15 protein-coding genes and 1 pseudogene are annotated in these 19,123 nt (G+C 67.3%); 5 read left to right on the top strand and 11 right to left on the bottom strand.

Annotated elements, in window-relative coordinates; genetic code table 11:
* Window positions 1-43: 43 nt before the first annotated feature.
* The 5 genes and pseudogenes from ACAV_RS17985 to ACAV_RS17975 form a co-directional block, all read right to left on the bottom strand.
* Window positions 44-1,189, bottom strand: a pseudogene (locus ACAV_RS17985) (IS3 family transposase).
* A 95-nt stretch (window positions 1,190-1,284) separates the two neighbouring features.
* Window positions 1,285-1,788: a hypothetical protein gene (locus ACAV_RS24715; protein ID WP_157768783.1), complete on the bottom strand. Its 504-nt coding sequence runs from the start codon at window positions 1,786-1,788 to the stop codon at window positions 1,285-1,287.
* Between the two features lie 31 nt (window positions 1,789-1,819).
* Window positions 1,820-2,170, bottom strand: a complete 351-nt coding sequence (locus tag ACAV_RS24710; RefSeq protein WP_110088608.1) for an Imm58 family immunity protein — start codon at window positions 2,168-2,170, stop codon at window positions 1,820-1,822.
* 119 nt (window positions 2,171-2,289) lie between these two features.
* Entirely contained in the window at window positions 2,290-2,748 is a 459-nt protein-coding gene (locus ACAV_RS24705) for a hypothetical protein (RefSeq protein ID WP_157768782.1), read from the bottom strand.
* 436 nt (window positions 2,749-3,184) lie between these two features.
* Window positions 3,185-7,549, bottom strand: coding sequence for an RHS repeat-associated core domain-containing protein (locus ACAV_RS17975; RefSeq protein WP_225981699.1), 4,365 nt, complete (start codon window positions 7,547-7,549; stop codon window positions 3,185-3,187).
* 275 nt (window positions 7,550-7,824) lie between these two features.
* Between ACAV_RS17975 and ACAV_RS17970 the strand changes: the two genes are divergently transcribed.
* The 3 genes from ACAV_RS17970 to arsH all read left to right on the top strand — a co-directional run bounded on the left by ACAV_RS17970 (window position 7,825) and on the right by arsH (window position 9,328).
* Window positions 7,825-8,127, top strand: a complete 303-nt coding sequence (locus tag ACAV_RS17970; protein ID WP_013596006.1) for an ArsR/SmtB family transcription factor — start codon at window positions 7,825-7,827, stop codon at window positions 8,125-8,127.
* A gap of 66 nt (window positions 8,128-8,193) precedes the next feature.
* Window positions 8,194-8,625, top strand: a complete 432-nt coding sequence (arsC, locus tag ACAV_RS17965; protein ID WP_013596005.1) for an arsenate reductase (glutaredoxin) — start codon at window positions 8,194-8,196, stop codon at window positions 8,623-8,625.
* Complete coding sequence (gene arsH / locus ACAV_RS17960) at window positions 8,609-9,328, top strand: arsenical resistance protein ArsH (protein WP_013596004.1); 720 nt, start codon at window positions 8,609-8,611, stop codon at window positions 9,326-9,328. The genes arsC and arsH overlap by 17 nt, the downstream gene beginning before the upstream one ends.
* Window positions 9,329-9,364: 36 nt before the next feature.
* On the opposite strand, the gene ACAV_RS17955 is transcribed toward arsH, so the two are convergent.
* Window positions 9,365-10,672, bottom strand: coding sequence for a tryptophan--tRNA ligase (locus ACAV_RS17955; protein ID WP_013596003.1), 1,308 nt, complete (start codon window positions 10,670-10,672; stop codon window positions 9,365-9,367).
* A gap of 88 nt (window positions 10,673-10,760) precedes the next feature.
* Window positions 10,761-11,429 carry a site-2 protease family protein gene (locus tag ACAV_RS17950; protein WP_011796751.1) on the bottom strand — a complete coding sequence of 223 codons (669 nt, stop codon included), beginning with the start codon at window positions 11,427-11,429 and terminating at the stop codon, window positions 10,761-10,763.
* Window positions 11,430-11,570: 141 nt separating this feature from the next.
* On the opposite strand from ACAV_RS17950, the gene ACAV_RS17945 reads away from it, so the two are divergent.
* The gene (locus ACAV_RS17945) at window positions 11,571-12,773 is read left to right on the top strand and encodes a methyl-accepting chemotaxis protein (RefSeq protein WP_013596002.1); all 1,203 of its coding nucleotides are present in this window, start codon (window positions 11,571-11,573) and stop codon (window positions 12,771-12,773) included.
* Window positions 12,774-12,780: 7 nt separating this feature from the next.
* Here the strand turns inward: ACAV_RS17945 and ACAV_RS17940 are convergent, their stop codons facing one another.
* Together ACAV_RS17940 and ACAV_RS17935 are read right to left on the bottom strand one after the other, a co-directional pair.
* The gene (locus ACAV_RS17940; protein WP_013596001.1) at window positions 12,781-13,416 is read right to left on the bottom strand and encodes an L-threonylcarbamoyladenylate synthase; all 636 of its coding nucleotides are present in this window, start codon (window positions 13,414-13,416) and stop codon (window positions 12,781-12,783) included.
* A 7-nt stretch (window positions 13,417-13,423) separates the two neighbouring features.
* Window positions 13,424-14,290 (bottom strand): 3',5'-nucleoside bisphosphate phosphatase, encoded by an 867-nt coding sequence (locus tag ACAV_RS17935; protein WP_013596000.1) that lies wholly within the window; start codon window positions 14,288-14,290, stop codon window positions 13,424-13,426.
* A gap of 261 nt (window positions 14,291-14,551) precedes the next feature.
* Between ACAV_RS17935 and ACAV_RS17930 the strand changes: the two genes are divergently transcribed.
* Window positions 14,552-16,402, top strand: a complete 1,851-nt coding sequence (locus ACAV_RS17930) for a methyl-accepting chemotaxis protein (RefSeq protein WP_013595999.1) — start codon at window positions 14,552-14,554, stop codon at window positions 16,400-16,402.
* Between the two features lie 8 nt (window positions 16,403-16,410).
* On the opposite strand, the gene recJ is transcribed toward ACAV_RS17930, so the two are convergent.
* Window positions 16,411-18,126: a single-stranded-DNA-specific exonuclease RecJ gene (gene recJ / locus ACAV_RS17925; RefSeq protein WP_013595998.1), complete on the bottom strand. Its 1,716-nt coding sequence runs from the start codon at window positions 18,124-18,126 to the stop codon at window positions 16,411-16,413.
* Entirely contained in the window at window positions 18,123-19,079 is a 957-nt protein-coding gene (locus ACAV_RS17920) for a phosphoglycerate mutase (RefSeq protein WP_013595997.1), read from the bottom strand. Before ACAV_RS17920 ends, recJ begins: the two co-directional genes overlap by 4 nt.
* Window positions 19,080-19,123 lie beyond the last annotated feature (44 nt).

Below are 19,123 nucleotides of genomic sequence, written 5' to 3'. Positions count from 1 at the left end.
GAATCGAGGGGCTTGTGTGACCTGCCCCCTGTAGCCATACCAATCATTGGGAGAGAGGTCCAGGGTTTTGCAGGTTAACTGATCCTGCATCAATGGTGGATGGTTCGCGGTGCCTGGCTGCAAAAGCGGAAGGTGGTATCCGGCCAATGCTCCCGTGGGACCGCACTTCGTTGTAATCCTGGCGCCACAGGGCAATGACCTCCCAGGCCTGGGCCAAGGTCTCGAACCAGTTCTCGTTGAGGCATTCGTCCCTGAACCGGCCGTTGAAGCTTTCGATATAGGCGTTCTGGGTGGGCTTTCCCGGCTGGATCAGGATGTGCTCGATACCTCGCGCCTGCAACCAGGCCATGAAGGCCCGGCAGGTGAATTCCGGACCGTTGTCGGTCCGGATGGCCTGTGGGTAACCTCTGAAGCATGCTGCGCGCTCCAGCACCCGGGCGACATGGGCCCCGGGCATCGACAGATCCACCGCGATGTCGATGCACTCGCGGGTGAAGTCATCGGTGATGGTCAGGCATTTGATTCGCCGGCCATTGGCCAGTGCGTCGCTGACGAAGTCCAGGCTCCAGGTCTGGTTGGCACGCAGGGCGGCAACCAGCGGTGTCCGCTCGCCGCAGTACCTCCTGGCCTTGTTGCGCTTGCGTACCGCCAGGCCCTGCTCGCGGTAGAGGCGATACACCTTCTTGTGGTTGGTGCCTGGAAACTCGCTGCGCAGCATGTCATGCACACGGCGATACCCGAGGCGCCGCCGCTGCATGGCCACGGCGTGGATGCGCTCGCGCAGCCGCACCGTGCAGGCGCCGGGCTGCGGCGGGTGGCGCCAGGCATCGCGGGAGAGCCCCGCAAGAAGGCAGGCCCTGCGCTCGGAGATCTGGGAATGCTCCAACATCCGGGCGATGGCCTTGCGCTTGTCCTGCGGGGCTAGCGCTTTACCCCGAAGCCGATCTTGAGAGCTTCGAGATCCAAGTGAGCCTCGGCCAGCAGCCTCTTGAGCCGGGCATTCTCGACCTCCAGCTCCTTCAGGCGCCGGGCTTCCTCGGCATCCATGCCGCCGTACCTGGCTCGCCACTTGTAGAACGTGGGCTCGCTGAAACCGCCCTGCCGGCAGACCTCCTTGACCGCCAGGCTGGCCTCAGCCTGCTTCAGGAAACCGATGATCTGCTGCTGCCGTGAATCGACTCTTCCTCATGTCCGTCATCCCCCAAGTTGGCGGACCTCACTTCCATTCAGATGGTACGGCTGTGGGGGCGCATGTCAGTCGAAAGTGCGGTAAGAACTGGTTTATTAATCCTTGAAATTAATGGTGGCTGTTATTTGTGAGTGAATATTTGTGATGATATTTTTATCTTGGGGGGATAGTATGGCAATGTATACGCCGACGTTGGCGTTGCAGTAGTATGTGGTTATTATATTTATTTTATTAACGGATTTTATTTTTGTTGTATAGATATGCTTCCCTAAATTTTTTGCTTTTTCAATATTGGGTGGGGGAACGCCTTGAATTCCATCCTTGATCAGTTGGTCGAATTCTTTGGAGCATGTGGATTCGACGTTGAGGGACGTGGTTGAATTTTCCCTCTTGAAATACTCAATGCTGACCGTGGGATCAAGAGTGCCATTGCTGTTGTATAAAAAAATCCGTTTTTCCCTATCATCCTCAATTCTTAGATCAGCATTGACGGTAAAAGAGAAAAGAGGTGTGTCTACGTTTGTTGCATGGGCTGCAATATTAAGAGTTGAGGAAATTGAGAGAAAAATTAAGCAATTAGTTAATTGCATAAAATCCATCAGAAATTTTTTGTCTGCACACCCTTATGGGCTAGCGAATAGAAATTTCCTTGCTGCCAATCTTGGTTAGTCGGTTTTTTGAGAATACCATCGGTATGTCGTCTAGCCAGACTGTGCCTCCTTCGTCTTTTGTGATTGCTTGAAAATCTTTGCTATTGTCTGAAATTGTTTGAATTTCTTTTATGATTTCATTTTTGCTCTTGTCTTTCCACTCATGTAAAAGCGTGAGTTGCAATATCGATAGCGATCTGTCTGTGCTGGCTTGACTTGCTCTTACATAGCTGAGGGTAATTGATCTGTCGATCAAAAAATAGCCAAGAATAATATTGCTTGTGAAAAGGGCAAGGCAGGAGATTGCCAAGATCAACACCGATTTTTGCATTATTTCGTAGCCCTCATTTTCTTTTGATGGATATCTGCATTGGCTGAATTGCTATGTATTTTTGATTGCCCGCGCTGGCGATGGACCGCGAGCGTTAGTGGAGCCGAGGATTTGCCGCTCTATTCCTGAGCGTTGCTCGTGACAGGATCGCACAACTTCGGGAGTGATTTTTTCGGATGCCCAAAACATTTCCAAGTCATGGAGTTGTCCATTTTTTGAGCAGTCAAAAGAACGAAGTTGTGGTGTTTGTAATCTATGCCTATTAAGCCTTGAGTGGTTATGAAATAGTTTATATTGTTGTCTGTGGTCTTGGTAAGACTGGCTTTCGCTGAATCGCATTCGGCCACGTCAACTCTATTATCTGTCCAACATCTTTCGACTGCTTTCAATGTCGCCGAAAGTGTTTGGATCATGGTCATAGAAGACGCTTTTTGTTCGATGATGGTGTCGGTCTTGTAGCTGACCCAGCCTGCAAGGAAAATTATAAATAATAGAAAAATAATCGCAGTAAAAATTTTATATTGCTGCAATATTTTTGTGTTTGTGAATGATGATTTTTTATGATTTATTTGGGTCACTGTATCTAACCATGGACTAGGGCAGTTGCTCTATGTCATCGGTTGGCGCAATAGTTGGGTGATGATGGTTGCGGTAATTTTTGCGCCTCAGGGGTTCTTCTTTTGTATTGTTAGGCTTGAATTTGATAATATCTTTGCAGTGTGTGTTGCATGGTTATTTTGATTGGTTGATATGATCTGCGCTTTTTGGGTTGCGAAATGTTTTTATGGATCGATAGAAAAAAAATGCTGAAATTAAAAAAGATGCTCCAATAAAAATCATCGCGATGAATGGCTGGCGGCATCTGAAAAATTCATGAGTGATGGAGAATTTTCCTTGACAGGGGCCACTTGCCAAGCTGGCAGAAGAAAATAGCCACATGACACTCCATAAAAAGACAAGAAAGAAAATTAAACCTAATAGTGATAAAGTGAAGGCTTTCGATTTTTTGCTCATTTAAAACCCCCATAGAAATGGATTGTCAAATGGAGAGAGATTAGGTGTAGGCTGTGGAACTCTCGCATTTTCCAGAACTTCACTGGCAAAAGACTGGCATTGATTTGTGGGCCCCCACCTGCCCAATGGCCTCCCAAGTTTCAGCTGCTCATTGACTTTCTTTTCATCCACATCTTTGATGAGGGTGCAAGTCATCCCTGTTTTATCTCGTTCGCTGTGATCGCAAACTTGAACCTTGTCTCCTGGTAAATCTCCAGATGCATTGCCTGCGTTGCCGCAATCACTTTTTATAGCACCCATTCCCGCTTCAATGGTGTCTGTCTTGATCCAATGATGATCAAGCGGATTCCACGATATGCCGAATGCTGGCTGTTTGCAAAGATAGACATCCAGCCCAGTGGGATCAGTGAAAGATTTTGGGTTTTGTCTGGCGTATGCGTAATTGTTGGGGCCGCCCCTCAACCCGATCGGATCCTGCGACACATACCTCCCCATCCCCGGGTCATAGTACCGGTGCCGGTTATAGAACAACCCCGCCCCGTCCCCTTCGTCGTGCTGCCCCTGCATGCGGATCGGCTGGTGCAGCCCCAGCGGGTTGTGCTCATTGATCGTATTCCCCCACGGGTCCAGCTCGATCTGCCAGTCTATGCGGCCCTGTGTGTCGATGAGCGCCAGGGGCGTGCCCAGGTGGTCGCAGTGGTAGAGGTGCAGGTGCGTGATGGCGGCGCCTTCCCCGCGCAGTTGCCGCTGCAGGCGCTCGGCATCCCAGCCCATGCTCTGCAGGTGGCGACGCGTGTGGTCGCTGGCGTCGTGGAGCAGTTCTTCCTGCAGCGCCTGCAGGGGCGCGTGCTGCGCGCGGTCGCCGGGTTCGGCGGCGCCCAGCAGCTGCGCCAGGGTGGGAGGTTCCGCGCAGGCCGCCGTCTGGATGCGCAGCAGGGGCATGAAGGTGCCCGGGTGGTAGAGCGTGTGGATGCGCTGCGCGTCCTGCGGTCGCAGCGGGTCGCGCAGTTCGGTGAGGGTGAGGGCATCGCCCTGCCAGCCGTGGCAGCGCTCGGTGACGGTGGAGGTCGGCTGTTGTTGCGGGCCGTTGTCCTGCGAGCGCTCGATGCGGCTGGCGATGCGCCGGCTGAAAACGTCGTAGTGGTGGATGCGCCGGATCCGCTCGCCCGTGGTGTGGTCGATCTGCTCGTGGGCGACGAGGCATTGGGCGTGGTCCCAGTGCAGGCGGTGGGTCTGCCGGCCGTCGGCATGCGTTTTTTCCACGAGGTTGCCGCAGGCGTCCCAGCGGTAGCGCCAGGGGCCGTGGGCCATGACACGGTTGTCGGGCCAGCGGTCGCGGGCGTGGCCGGGCAGGGCGCTGCCCTCCTGGCGCAGCAGGTCGAAGGCCGGGTCGTGCAGGTGGCGGCGCACCTCGCCGGCCCAGTCCCCGCGCGGGCCGCCCGTGGCGTCGGCAGAGGGCTGCCAGGGGTTGCCGGCCGGGTCGTAGCGGTAGTGCAGCGGCTCGCGCCCGGGCAGGTGCGCCGCGGCCAGGCGGCCGGCCGTGTCGTAGGCATGGTGGATCGTGCCCTGCGGGGTGTCGATGCGCGCGAGCCGGCCGGCCGCGTCGTAGTGGTGCTGGCGCGCCAGGGCCGGCAGCCCGGGCAGGCCACCGGACGGCCGGGGCACGCCGGCCTCGGCCTTGCCGTGCACGGAAAGCGCCTGCAGCCGCGATAGCGCATCCCGGCGCCAGCGGGTCTGGCTCGCCCCGAAATCCAGCGCCACGGGCCGGTGCAGGCCGTCGCGCTCGATGTGCAGCAGGGGCTCGCCGTCCAGCAACAGGCCGTGCACGTGGCCCGGGCCGTAGGCCAGCCACTGCAGCGGCGGCAGGCCGGGCAGGTCGGCGCCGGTGGGCACGCCCCCGGCGTCCAGGGCGTGCGTGCTCTCGTGGCTCCAGAGCAGGGCGCCATCGGCGGCGCGCATCTCCTGGCGCTCGCCCAGGATGCGGCCCAGGCGGTCGCGCCGCAGGTACACGCTCACCTCGTGGCGGTGCATGGCAGTGTGGTGGTGGGCGGCCACCAGCTGTCCGGCGCCGTCGTGCTCGAACCGCTCGGTGATGGGCGCTTGCTGCGTGGTGCCCGGCAGGGGCGTGATGGTGCGGGCCTGCAGTTGCCCCGTGCCGCTCCATTCGTAGTCGATGGCGTGGCGCGCGTCTTCGGTGCGGATGCGCTGGCCGCCCCGGTCGTAGGCATGGCGGGTCACGAGGCCATCGAAGCCGGTTTCCGCGGCGAGCCGGTCGCGCACGTCGTAGGTGAAGCTGTGGGCCCGCGCATTCTCGTTGTGCAGTTCCACGAGGCGGCCGGCGAGGTCGTAGCGGTAGTGCTGCGCGAACCAGTGCGGCGGGGCCGGGGTGCCCGGGTTGCCGTCCTGCGGTTCGGGAGTGGGGCGGCTGCCGTATTCGTAGCGGACCACGCGGCCCCAGGCATCGTGCGCGAAGCGTTCGCACAGGCCGCCGGGGTGGTCGATGGCGATGAGGTCGTCGCCTTCGGGGGCGTAGCGCCAGCGTGTGGCGCGGCCCAGGGCGTCGGTGGATTCGGCCGGCCGGCCCAGGGCGTCGTAGGCCGTGCGCAGTTCCAGCCCTTCCTCGCCCTGAACACGCACCGTGCGGCCCCAGGCGTCGTAGTGAAAGCGCGTGGCGCGCCCGCTGCAGTCGGTGCGGCAGGCCAGCAGGCCCAGCGCGTTCCACTGCAGCGTGCTGGTGCCGCCGCGGGCGTCGGTGATGGCGGTGGGCAGGTCGGGGTGCGCTGCCGTTGGCTCGGGGTAGCGGTAGTGCGTGGTGTGGCCGAGCGGGTCGGTATGGCGCACGAGGCGGCCCCAGGCGTCGTGCTCCCAGGTGGTGACGAGGGGGTCGCCCATCGGGCCCTCCGGTGCCGGGGCCTGGTGGCGCAGGGGCAGGCCCAGTGCGTCGTGCGCGATGCGGTGGCTGCGGCCGGCCGCATCGGTGATGCCGATGACGAGGCCCGTGGCCGCGTCGATGGTGTGCTGCGTGCGGCGGCCCAGGGCATCCGTGTGCTCCAGCAGGCGGCCCGCGGCGTCGTATTTCCAGGTGGAGCGGGCGCCGTCCGCCTCGATGCGCTCGGCCACGCGGGCCAGGCCCCCCGCGCCGGAGAACACGTAGCGGCGCTGGCGGCCCAGCCCGTCGGTGACCAGCGTGCTGGCGCGCGCCGGCTGCGGTGGCGAGGCCGCCGGGTCCGCGGGGAGCGGGGTGTAGTCGAAGCGCAGGTCCAGCCCGTGCGGCGTGGTCTGCGCGGCCACGCGGCCCTGGGCGTCGTAGGCATAGCGCGTCATCGGGCGGCCGGCGCGGGCATGGCCGGTCATGCGGCCCGGGTGGGCCGCGTCGCCGTATTCGAAGCGGCGCACGGTGCGGCCCGTGCGGTCGGTCACCTGGGCCAGCTCCCCGCGGCCGGTATAGGCGTAGCGCACCAGTGCGAGCGGCGCGGGCAGCGACTCCGGGGCCTGGTGCGGATCGGCCTGCAGCCACACGGCCACGAGGCGCACGCCGCTGTCCGCACCCCAGCCATGGGCGGCTGGCGAGGCCGGGGACACGCGCTCCAGTTCGAAGCCGTAGCGGCGGCCGGCGCCGTCGGTGATGCTGCGCAGGTGGCCCGCGAAAGGCCCGTCCGCATGGCGCTCGTGGCGCTGCACGCGGCCGAAGCGGTCGCAGATGCCGTGCAGCACGCCGTGCGGGGCCGCGCGGTCGCCCGTGTTGCCCGTGCCATCCGTGCCGGCCGCCGGGCCGTCCGGCGCGGCGGGCACCGGTCCCGGCGCGAACACCCACCAGGGGCCCAGCGGCGATGCGGTGGCCACGGTGATGCGCGCATCGGTGCGCACGGACTCCGGCAGGGCACTCCACAGGCGGGCGAGGCGCCCGGCATGGCCGCCCTGGTGCGCGCCCGGCAGGTGCTCCGTGCCGCAGCGCACGAGCCAGAGGCCTTCGCTGGGGCTGTGGGCGATCTCGCCCGGCGCCAGGGCCTCGAAGGCGATGCGGCGCCCTCGGCCGTCGTGCAGGTGCAGGGCCCCGGGCGCGCCATCGCCTGCGGCCCGATGCGCCACGCGGGCTTCTCCGGGCAGCCACCAGCCCGGCCCGAGCAACCCCACGGGTGCCGCGTCGGGGCCCTGGTAGCTGGAGTACGAGCGCACCAGCGCGAACGGCAGCGGGCCGGGCAGGGCGAAGTCTTCCTCGTCGGGCAGCACCTTGGCGCCCAGCAGCGGGTTCACCGGATGGCCTTCGGTGATGCCGCCCGGGCACACCGAGCAGGCGATGCCGCCGGCCGAGCCGATCAGCACGGTGTGCGAGCCCTGCACGATGGGCCCGCCTTTCTTGGTCAAGTCTGTCTGGCGTGCGGCTGGCTTACCCTGGGTCATGCGGTGCGGCCCGGCCAGCGGCGGCCGAACGGTGGAGTTCAAAACGGCCGCGATGATAGGAAGCGCATTTCAGGCAGGGAAGGGCTTCCGGAAATTTGTTTTGTGTCGGAGTGTCTTTGGTTATCGAGGGGCAAACGAGGCGTTATGACTGAGGCGGACGGCCCCACGGGGCGGCCCTCCCGCGCTGCCGTGGGTTTTCGCGCTTGCAGTCATTTTGATAATTCAACGATAATTGAAATATGGAAGAAAACGATGCCGTCCGGGCCCTGCTGGCCCTGGCCCAGACCGTGCGCCTGCGGACGTTCCGGGCGCTGGTCGTGGCGGGCCCGGAGGGCATGACCCCCGGCGCGCTGGCCCAGGCGCTGGACGTGTCCGCCACCAGCCTGTCGTTTCACCTCAAGGAGCTGGCCCATGCGGGCCTGGTGACCCAGGAACGCCAGGGCCGCCACCTCATCTACCGTGCCGCCTTCGACCGGATGAACGGCCTCATGGCCTACCTCACCGAGAACTGCTGCCAGGGGCAGCCGTGTTCGTGGCGGTGAACCTCATCAGCCTGCTTCCCGATGCCGCCCGCCGGCCATCCTTTTCCCTTCGCGAGGATCACTCCCATGAGCGACATCACGATCTACCACAACCCCGACTGCGGCACCTCGCGCAACGTGCTCGCACTCATCCGCAACAGCGGCGTCGAGCCTACGGTCATCGAGTACCTGAAGACCCCGCCCGACCGGGCCACGCTGGAACGCCTGGTCGCCGCCATGGGCACACCCGTGCGCGATGTGCTGCGCGAGAAGGGCACGCCCTATGCGGAGCTGGGCCTGGCCGAGCCGCAGTGGAGCGATGCGCAACTGATCGACTGCATGCTGCAGCACCCCATCCTCATCAACCGGCCCATCGTGGTGACGCCCCTGGGCACGCGCCTGTGCCGCCCGTCGGAAGCGGTGCTGGATATCCTGCCCGGCCCGCAGCAAGGTGCGTTCTCCAAGGAAGACGGCGAACCCGTCATCGACGCGAAAGGCCGGCATGTCCACCAGCGCTGACCTTCCGAACATCGATCCGGAACTGCTGCATCCGATCGACCTGCAGCGCCTGTGGCCCGGGGAGCGTGCGACGCACCCGCCGCGCATCCTGCTGCTGTACGGTTCGCTGCGGGAACGCTCCTTCAGCCGCCTGCTGACCGAGGAGGCCGCGCGCCTGCTGCGCGCCCTGGGAGCCGAGCCGCGCATCTTCGATCCCGCCGGGCTTCCCCTGCCGGATGGTGCGCCGGAAGACCACCCCAAGGTGCGCGAGCTGCGGGAACTGGTGCAGTGGTCCGAGGGCATGGTGTGGACCTCGCCCGAGCGCCACGGCGCGATGACCGGCATCATGAAGATCCAGATCGACTGGATCCCGCTCGCCCTGGGGTCGGTGCGGCCCACGCAGGGCAAGACGCTGGCGGTGATGGAGGTGTCGGGCGGGTCGCAGTCCTTCAATGCCGTCAACCAGCTGCGGGTGCTGGGCCGGTGGATGCGCATGCTCACCATCCCGAACCAGTCTTCCGTCGCCAAGGCCTTCCAGGAGTTCGACGAGGCCGGGCGCATGAAGCCGTCGCCTTACTACGAGCGCGTGGTGGACGTGATGGAGGAGCTGGTGAAGTTCACGCTGCTGACGCGCGACTGCGGGCCCTACCTGGTGGAACGTTACAGCGAGCGCCGCGAAAGCGCGCAGGCGCTGTCCGACCGCGTGAACCTGCGGAGCATCTGACGGCGGCGCGGTGCGCCGCCTTCCGCGTTGGCGCGCTCAGGCTTCGCTGGCCTGCAGCAGGGCCTGCAATGCGGCTTCCACGTCGCCGGCCTCCACGCCCTCCACGGGCGCCAGGTGGGCCGCCAGCGCCGCCAGGGCGCCGGGTTCCTTCTGCAGCCGGGCGATCGCCTGGCCCGCGTCGCGCGGCGCGGTGAAGCCCGTGCTCTGCAGCAGCAGGCGGCCGTCCGCGGCCACCAGCTTGAAGTAGAAGCGGCCGTCGGCCTCGCGGTACTGCTTGAACGAGGGCAGGGCTGTGGCTTTGGCGGCCGCGCGTGGCGCGCTGGCGGCAGCCGCACCGCCGCGCAGGCTGCGCAGGCCCACGGCATGGCGCAGGTCGCGCAGCAGGGGGCCGGCCTCCGCACGGGCCTTCTCGGCGCCCGCGAGCAGGATGTCCTCGATGCGGCCCGGGTCGGCGATCAGCGCGTCGTAGCGCTCGCGCATCGGCCCGACCACGCCGTCCACGCGCTCGAACAGGATCTGCTTGGCCTCGCCCCAGGCGATGCCCTCGGCGAACTGCCGGCGCAGCGCCTCGGTTTCCGCGTCGGTGGCGAATGCGCGGTAGATCTGGAACAGGGCGGAGCCCTCCGTGTCCTTGGGTTCGCCGGGCGCGCGCGAATCGGTCTGGATGCTGTTGATCAGCCGGCGCAGCTGCTCGCGCGGCGAGAAGAGCGGGATCGTGTTGTCGTAGCTCTTGCTCATCTTGCGGCCGTCCAGCCCGGGCAGCGTGGCCACGTGCTCGTCGATCGCCGCCTCGGGCAGCACGAAATGCTCGCCGTAGAGGTGGTTGAAGCTCGACGCGATGTCGCGCGCCATCTCGATGTGCTGCACCTGGTCGCGCCCCACGGGCACCTTGTGCGCCTTGAAGGCCAGGATGTCGGCGGCCATCAGCACCGGGTACATGAAGAGGCCGGCCGTCACGCCGTCGTCCAGCTCCCGGCCCGCGGCCTCGTTCTTGTCCTGCGATGCCTTGTAGGCATGGGCGCGGTTGAGCAGGCCCTTGCCGGTCACGCACGACAGCAGCCAGTTCAGCTCCGGGATCTCGGGGATGTCGGACTGCCGGTAGAACGTGACGTGCTCCGGGTCCAGGCCCGCGGCCAGCCAGCTCGCGGCGATCTCCACCGTGGAGCGCTGGATGCGCGCCGGGTCCTCGCACTTAATGAGCGCGTGGTAGTTCGCCAGGAAGTAGAAGCTCTGCACGCCGGGCCGCTGGCTGGCCGCCACCGAGGGGCGGATCGAGCCGACGAAGTTGCCCAGGTGGGGCGTGCCCGTGGTCGTGATGCCGGTGAGAAAGCGCGTGGTGCTCATGGTCGAAGCGGCTCGGGGCCGGAGGAAACGGAAAACGGAAACGGAAAGAAGGGCGGGCCGCCGCACGGCCCGCGGGCGCCGCGCCGGCTCAGCCCAGCAGGGCCGTGAGCGGCGTGAGCAGCAGGTTGATGGCCGAATAGCCCAGGGACATCAGCGGCCGCAGCCACACCGTGCCCACGATCCCCGCCACCACCAGCGCCAGCACGATGAAGAAGCCGTAGGGCTCGATGCGCGAAAGCCAGCTGGCCTGCCGCCAGGGCAGCAGCCCCACCAGGATGCGCCCGCCGTCCAGCGGCGGCAGGGGGAACAGGTTGAACGCCCACATGACGAGGTTCACCAGCACGCCCGCGCGCGCCATCTCCATGAAGAAGCGCTCGTCCACCCCGAAGCCCACCAGCATCACCAGCAGCACCGCCCACAGCACCGCCTGCACGAAATTGGAGGCCGGCCCCGCGAGCGCGACCCAGATCATGTCCCGCTTGGGGTTGCGCAGGTGCCCGAAATTCACCGGCACCGGCTTGGCATAGCCGAACAGGAAGGTGCCCGACGTCGCGAAATACAGCAGCAGCGGCATCAGGATCGTGCCCACCGGATCGATGTGCTTGAGCGGGTTGAGCGTGATGCGCCCCATCATCAGCGCGGTGTTGTCGCCGAAGTGGCGCGCGGCATAGCCGTGGGCCGCTTCATGCACGGTGATCGCGAAGAGCACCGGCAGGGCGTAGATGAGGATGGTTTGGATGAGGTTGGAGAAGTCCACCGGCCGATTGTCTCAGAGGCCGTGTTGCGCACCGCGTACGCGGCAGGGGAACCCCTTGGACCGGCTGGCCCGTGCCGGCGGTAGGATGTTCAATTGTTGCCAAATGCAACCACGCAAAACCAACAGCAGGAGACACACGTGATGGCTTGGGATGGATGGAGAACGGGGACACGGCTCGTCCTGGCCTTCGGATCGGTGGCGCTGCTGGTGGCATGGCTCATGGGCGTGGGGCTGTCCGACATCGGCCGGGCGCAGGACGCCCACCGCGCCGTGCTGCAGGCGGCGTCGGCCCTGCCGGACGCTGCCCAGCGCGCGCCGATCGAGCGCGCGGTCGCCGCGGCGGAGTCCGAGCTGTCCGGCATGCGCGCCTGGCTGCTGGGCCTGGGCTGCGCGGTGTTCGTGGTGGCGGGCGCGGCCTTCGTGCTGCTGCGCCGCGGCATCGTCGCCCCGCTCGACCAGGCCATCCTCATCGCCGAGACCGTCGCCGCCGGCGACCTGAGCCAGGAGTTCAGCTCCGACCTTCAGGGCGATTTCGGGCGCCTGCTCGGGGCGCTGGGCACCATGGAGGACACGCTGACCGAGCTCGTCTCGCGCATCCAGCAGTCCACCCATGCCATCGGCGCCAGCGCCGGGGAGATCGACGCCGGCAACGGCGACCTCGAGCGCCGCACAGGCGAGCAGGTCGCCTCCCTGGCCGAGACCGCGCAGAGCATGGAGCAGCTCACCGCCACCGTCCGCCAGAACGCCGATCGCGCGCGCTCCGCCAGCGGCCTGGCCGTGCAGGCCTCGGGCACGGCCGAGCGCGGCGGCGCCGTGGTGGGCCAGGTCGTGCAGACCATGCAGGCCATCAGCGGCAGCTCGCACAAGATCGTGGACATCATCCAGGTGATCGAGGGCATCGCCTTCCAGACCAACATCCTGGCGCTCAACGCGGCCGTGGAAGCCGCCCGCGCGGGCGAGCAGGGCCGCGGCTTCGCGGTCGTGGCTTCCGAAGTGCGCAGCCTGGCGCAGCGCAGCGCGGTGGCCGCGCGCGAGATCAAGGGCCTGATCGACGCATCGGTGGAGCAGGTACGCAGCGGCGCCGGGCTGGTGGACGAGGCCGGGCGCACCATGCAGGACATCGTCGGCGCGGTGGGGCAGGTCAGCGGCCTGCTGGCGGAAATCTCGCACGCGCTGCAGGAGCAGAGCGACGGCATCGTCCACGTGAACCAGTCGGTGGCGCAGATGGAAGGCACCACGCAGCAGAACGCCGCGCTGGTGCAGCAGGCCTCGCGCGCGGCCACCGCGCTCAACGACCGCGCGCAGGACCTCCAGCGCGCGGTGGGTGCGTTCAAGCTGGATTGAGCGGTCTCTACAGCCCCAGCGCCGACAGCGGTCCGCGGCCCTCGCGCACCACGCGCGGATCGCCGCCCGTGGCCATGTCGGTCAGGTCCACCACGGTGGTGGGCTCCAGCGGGCAGGCGCCCGCGTCCACCACGGCATCGATCTGGTGCTCGAAGCGCGCGCGGATCTCGGCGGGGTCGTTCATCGGCTCCGTCTCGCCCGGCGGGATCAGCGTCGTGGCCAGCAGGGGCGCGCCGTGCAGCTCCAGCAGCAACTGCAGCCCCTTGCGGTCGGGCACGCGCAGGCCGATGGTCTTGCGCTGCGGATGGCTCACGCGGCGCGGCACTTCCTTGGTCGCGTCCAGGATGAAGGTGTAGGGGCCGGGCGTGGCCTGCTTGACGAGGCGGTACTGCCGGTTGTCCACGCGGGCGTAGTTCGACACTTCCGAGAGGTCGCGGCACAGCAGCGTCAGGTGGTGCTTCTCGTCCACCTGCCGGATGCGGCGCAACCGGTCCACGGCGTCCTTGTCGTCGAGCTGGCACACGAGCGCGTAGCTGGAGTCCGTGGGCACGGCGAGCACCGCGCCGCGGGCCAGCAGGGCCGCGGCCTGCTTGAGCAGCCGGGGCTGCGGGTTGTCGGGGTGGACTTCGAAGTACTGGGCCATGGGGTTCTCAGTGGGCGCGCCGCACGCGGTCGGCCAGCAGATCCCACACGGGCGTGAGGGTGCCGGGCAGGGGCGGCAGCGTGCCCAGGTCGGTGTGCGATTCGTCGGGGCTGTGGAAGTCGCTGCCGCGCGAGGCGGCCAGGCCGAATTCCTGTGCCATGGCCGCGTAGGTCACGTATTCGGCCGCCGTGTGGCTGCCCGTGACCACTTCGACACCCTGGCCGCCATGCTGGCGGAATTCGGAAAACAGCGCGTATTCCTGCGTGGCCGAGAACTTGTAGCGGGCCGGGTGCGCGATCACGGCCATGCCGCCGGCCTGCGTGATCCAGCGCACCGCATCGCCCAGCGCGGCCCAGCGGTGCGGCACGTAGCCGGGCTTGCCCTCGGTGAGGAAGCGGCGGAACACCTCGGAGGTGTCGCGGCACACGCCCGTCTCGACCAGGAAGCGCGCGAAATGCGTGCGGGAGATGAGTTCGGGATTGCCCACGTAGCGCAGCGCGCCTTCGTAGGCGTCACGGATGCCGACCTGCGCGAGCTGCTGCGCCATTTCCTGCGCGCGCTGGCCGCGGCCTCCGCGCGTGTCGGAGAGGCCCTGCACCAGCTGCGCATCGTCCGGGTCGAAGCCGAGCCCGACGATGTGCACCGTGGTGCCGATGAAGGTCACCGAGATCTCCACGCCCGTGAGGTAGTCCATGCCCTGCGCCGCCGCGGCGGCCATGGCGCGGTGCTGGCCGCCGACTTCGTCGTGGTCGGTCAGGGCCCACAGCTCGACGCCGTTGGCGCGCGCCCGCTGTGCCAGCGCCTCCGGCGTGAGCGTGCCGTCGGAGACCACGGAGTGGCAGTGCAGGTCGGCGTTCAGAAAGAGGGTGGTCACGGATTCATTCTAGGCGCGCTGCGCGCAGTGCGGTGGCGGCCGCCGGGCCGATGGCGCGCAGCCGGGACGACCGGGGAGCCGCTAACGCTTTCCCGAAGCGTTGAAAAGGGAGCAGGCACGCGGATGCACCCCATCAGCGTAACTCCTATTTGATTTTTATCAAGGAAGTGTAAAAAAATGCATCAAATGGCATTCGCAATGCGTGGCTTGGCCGCGACCGGTGCGGCCCCCTGTCCGGTTTTACCTTTCGAAGGATGATGTATGGCGTCTTTTTTCCCGAATTTCACGGTGAAGCGCAAGCTGTGGTTCATCGTGCTGGGGCTCCTGGGCAGCATGCTGGCGCTCCTGGTGGGCGTATTGGCCTATGTGACGCGTGTCGAGGAGAGAACGACCGAAAACCTGCAGGCCATCGGAAAGCGCGTCGCCATGGCGGAGCGCTGGAAGGGCATGACCCAGCTGACGGTGGAGCGGCTGGAATTGGGCAGCCTGGTGGCAGATCCGGCGCTGACCACCCGCCTGAACGATCGCGTCAAGTCCATGCTGACTTCCATCGGCGCATTGCAAAAGGAGATCGTGGATGCGGCGGACACGCCGGAGGACAAGGCCCAGCTCGAGCGGATCGCGGTGGCGCGCGCCGAGGCATTGAAGGTCACCGCGCGGTTGCAGGGCACGCCGGACATCGAGGCCCGGCGCAAGATGGTGGAAGAGGCCTTGATGGGCACGGTGGCCCGGTATATCGCGGCGCAGGATGCCTTCATCCAGTTGCAGGAATCCCAGCGGCAAGCGGCGATAGCGCAAGGATGGCGGGGCCGGGACCGCGCCCTCTGGTTCGCGGCGGGCGCCAGCGCGCTGGTGCTGCTGCTGGGCATGGTTCTGGCCAATCTCGTCGTGCGCTCCGTCACCGCCCCTCTGGCGCGTGCCGTGGACGTGGCCGAAGCGATCGCCCGGGGAGACCTGACGGCCCAGGTGCAGGACGAGCGCAAGGATGAACTGGGACAGTTGCTGCGTTCCCTGTCGGCCATGTCCGCGCGGCTGCGCAGCCTGGTCTCGGAGGTGCGGTCGGGGGTGGAATCGGTGTCCGCTGCCTCAGGTGAAATCGCCAGCGGCAACCAGGACCTGTCCGCCCGCACCGAGAATGCCGCCGCCAGCATCGAGGAGACCGCGGCCAGCATGGAGGAGTTGACGGCCACCGTCTCCCAGTCTTCCGAGACGGCGCGCCAGGCCAACCAGCTGGCGGCTTCCGCGGCGACGGCAGCCCGTCGGGGCGGCGACGTGGTGGGCGGCGTGGTCGCCAGCATGCAGCAGATCACCGACAGCTCACGCAAGATCAGCGACATCATCTCGGTGATCGACGGCATCGCCTTCCAGACCAACATCCTGGCGCTGAACGCGGCCGTCGAAGCCGCCCGCGCGGGAGAGCAGGGCCGCGGCTTTGCCGTCGTGGCCAGCGAGGTGCGCAGCCTGGCCGGCCGCTCGGCCGAAGCCGCCAAGGAAATAAAGGCGTTGATCCATGCCTCGGTGCAGAACGTGGAGTCCGGCTCGCTCCAGGTCGCGCAGGCGGGCGATGCCATGGGCGAGATCGTCAGCGGCGTGCAGCGCGTGTCCGATCTCATCGGCGAGATCACGGCCTCTTCGTCCGAGCAGCGCGACGGCATCGCCCAGATCAACCAGGCCATCACCCAGCTGGACCAGATGACCCAGCAGAACGCCGCGCTGGTGGAAGAATCCAGCGCCGCCGCTGGCGCCATGCGCGACCAGGCTCGCCGGCTGGCGGAGGTGGTGGCCGTGTTCAACGTGGGGGTCCTGGCCGCCGCGCCGGCGCGGCCCGTGATCCCGCCACCGGCACCCGCGGCACGCCCTGCCGGGGGCGGCTCCGGCAATGCAGTGGCTCGGGCCCCGCGCCCGGCGCTGGCGCCCGCGGCCGCGCCGCGTCCGGTGAAGTCCGGGGCCGTGCAGGTGCGGTCCGCGCCATCCCCAGCCGCCACACCGGCGCCGGCACCGGCACCGGCACCGGCACCGGCGCCGCGCGCGGCTGCCGCGCCACCCGCTGCGGCCCCGCAGGCATCCGCCCGGGCCGCCTCCACGGCCGACAGCGACTGGGAAACCTTCTGAGCGCCTGCTCAGGTCTGCGCGCCCTCCACCAGGAACTGCACCCGCCGCTCGCCCTTCCACTCGTTCACGTCGAGCCGGAACGCCAGCAGCACGCGCGCCGGCAGCGGCTCCGTGTGGCCGAACCAGATGCCGTCCACCGGGCGGCCCTGGTGCAGCAGCTTGAGCGACAGGTGGTTCTTGCCTTCGCCCACGAGGCGCTGGCTCACGATCTCCACCTCTTCGCTGAAGGTCGGCGGTGCGAAGCCCTGGCCCCAGACCTCGCGGTGCAGCGTGTCCACGAGTTCGGCGCGGCAGTATTCCGGCGACAGCGGCCCGTCGGTGTCGAGCCGGCGCATGAGCGTGGCGGCATCCAGCCACTCCTGGGCCACCTGGGCGAACGCGCGCTCGAACACCGGAAACTGGTCCTTCGCCACGGTGCAGCCGGCGGCCATCGCATGGCCGCCGAACTTCAGGATCACGCCCGGATGGCGCTTGGCCACCAGGTCCAGCGCATCGCGCAGGTGGAAGCCCGGAATGGAGCGGCCCGATCCCTTGATCTCGTCCTCCTTGCCCGGCGCGCTGCTGGTGGCGAACACGAAGGTCGGCCGGTGCAGCCGGTCCTTGATGCGCGAGGCCACGATGCCGACCACGCCCTCGTGGAAGTCCGGGTCCCACACGCTCACCGCGGCCGGCGGCTCGTCGTTTTCGCCGAACAGGCTCTCGGCCATCAGCAGGGCCTGCTCGCGCATGCCGCCCTCGATCTCGCGCCGCTCGCGGTTGATCGCGTCGAGCGTGCGTGCCAGTTCCGCGGCCCGGCCCGGGTCGTCGGTCAGCAGGCATTCGATGCCCAGCGTCATGTCCGCGAGGCGCCCGGCCGCGTTGATGCGCGGGCCCAGCGCGAAACCGAAATCGAAGGTGGTCGCCACGGACGCCTTGCGGCCCGCCGCATCGAACAGCGCCGCGATGCCCGCCGGCATGTGGCCCGCCCGGATGCGCTTGAGCCCCTGCGCCACCAGGCGCCGGTTGTTCGCGTCCAGCCGCACCACGTCGGCCACTGTGCCCAGCGCGACCAGCGGCAGCAGCGGCTCCAGCTTCGGCTGGCTGGCCTTGTCGAACACGCCGCGCTCGCGCAGCTCCGCGCGCAGCGCCATCAGCACGTAGAACATCACGCCCACGCCGGCGATGGACTTGCTCTCGAAGGTGCAGCCCGGCTGGTTGGGGTTCACGATGGCGTCGGCCGGCGGCAGTTCCGGGCCGGGCAGGTGGTGGTCCGTCACCAGCACCGACAGGCCCAGCGCCCTGGCCTCGGCCACGCCCTCCACGCTGGCGATGCCGTTGTCCACGGTGACCAGCAGGTCGGCCCCGCGTTCATGCACGCGGCGCGCGATGGCCGGGCTCAGGCCGTAGCCGTCGGCGATGCGGTCGGGCACCAGGTAGTCCACCTGGCGCGCACCCAGCAGCCGCAGGCCGCGCACGGCCACGGCGCAGGCCGTGGCCCCGTCGCAGTCGTAGTCGGCCACCACGACGATGCGCCGGTCCTGCGCGATCGCCTCGGCCAATAGCGCCGCGGCCTCGCGCGTGCCCCGCAAACCGGGCGGCGGCAGCAGCCGCGCCAGCGCGTCGTCGAGCTCGTCGTGCGCGGTCACGCCGCGCGCTGCGTACAGCCGCGCGAGCAGCGGATGCACGCCCGCCTGCTCCAGCGCCCACACGGCGCGGGGCGGGATGTCCCGGGCCACGATCTTCATAGCTGCTCCTGCACGGATTGGAAGCGCACGGGCCGCAGCCTGCGCCGCAGGCGCTCCAGCAGGCCCGTGGGCGCCGTCTCCCAGGCCATCGCGCTGCGCTCGCCGCACAGCGTCAGGCGCGCGGCGCCGCCGCGCTCCACATGGTCCGCCAGGCGGGCGACCGGCCCGGCATCCAGCGCCTTCCAGCCCTCGCCCCAGGCGCGCCAGTCCTCGTGCAGCGCGGCATCGCGCAGGGCCTGCGGCACCTCGGCCGGCGCAACGGCGGCCGGTACCTGCTCGGGCAGGCGGCCCGCGCCATGCACCCAGAAGGCGTTCACCGGCGCCTGCCCGCGCCCGGCGCGCGCGTCGTTGAAGGGATGGGTGTAGAGCAGCATCTGCATCTCGCTGTGCAGGCGGTGCAGCAGCCGCGCCCGGGCCGCATCGGGCATCCAGGCGCGCACGTCGCGCTGCACCACCCGGTCCAGCGAGGCCGTGGCCAGCCCGTCGAACAGCGCCGAGCGCGCCAGCCAGCGCGTGGGCGCGTGGTAGGCCAGATCGATGCCGTCCTCCGCGAACCAGGGCGCGAGGATGTCCATCAGCGCGCGCGATGCGGCCTCGTCCAGGCCCAGCGCGGCCGGGTCCGCCAGCATGACCTGGTCGGCGCCCACCTGCCACTGGCAGGGCGTCACCCAGGCCCAGGCCGAACCGTCGGCCGGGCCCGGCTGCGCCGCATGGCGCTCCCAGGCCGCCCAGGGCGTGGTGCCGGCGCGGCTGGCCGGCAGGCCCAGGTGGCGCGCCAGCGCGCGCTCGTGGGGCGGGGTGAAGTCGGATTCCTCGCCGGCATCCGTGCCGGCGGGCGACAGGCGCGCGAGCAGCCGGTCCAGGTGGGGCAGGCCGAGGCCCTGCAGGGCCTGCCGGCACCCCGGCGCCGTGCTGGCCGCCAGGGGAATGAGCAAATGGTGGATCTCCGACATGGCGGGTATTGTCCGGGATGCCACAATCGGCGCCGTCCCGGTGC

Origin of the sequence: Paracidovorax avenae ATCC 19860, from assembly GCF_000176855.2 — a bacterium.
In the GTDB taxonomy this organism is placed as follows: domain Bacteria; phylum Pseudomonadota; class Gammaproteobacteria; order Burkholderiales; family Burkholderiaceae_C; genus Paracidovorax; species Paracidovorax avenae.
Note: the sequence above shows the minus strand (reverse complement) of the source record. Positions and strands in the feature narration are given on the sequence as shown.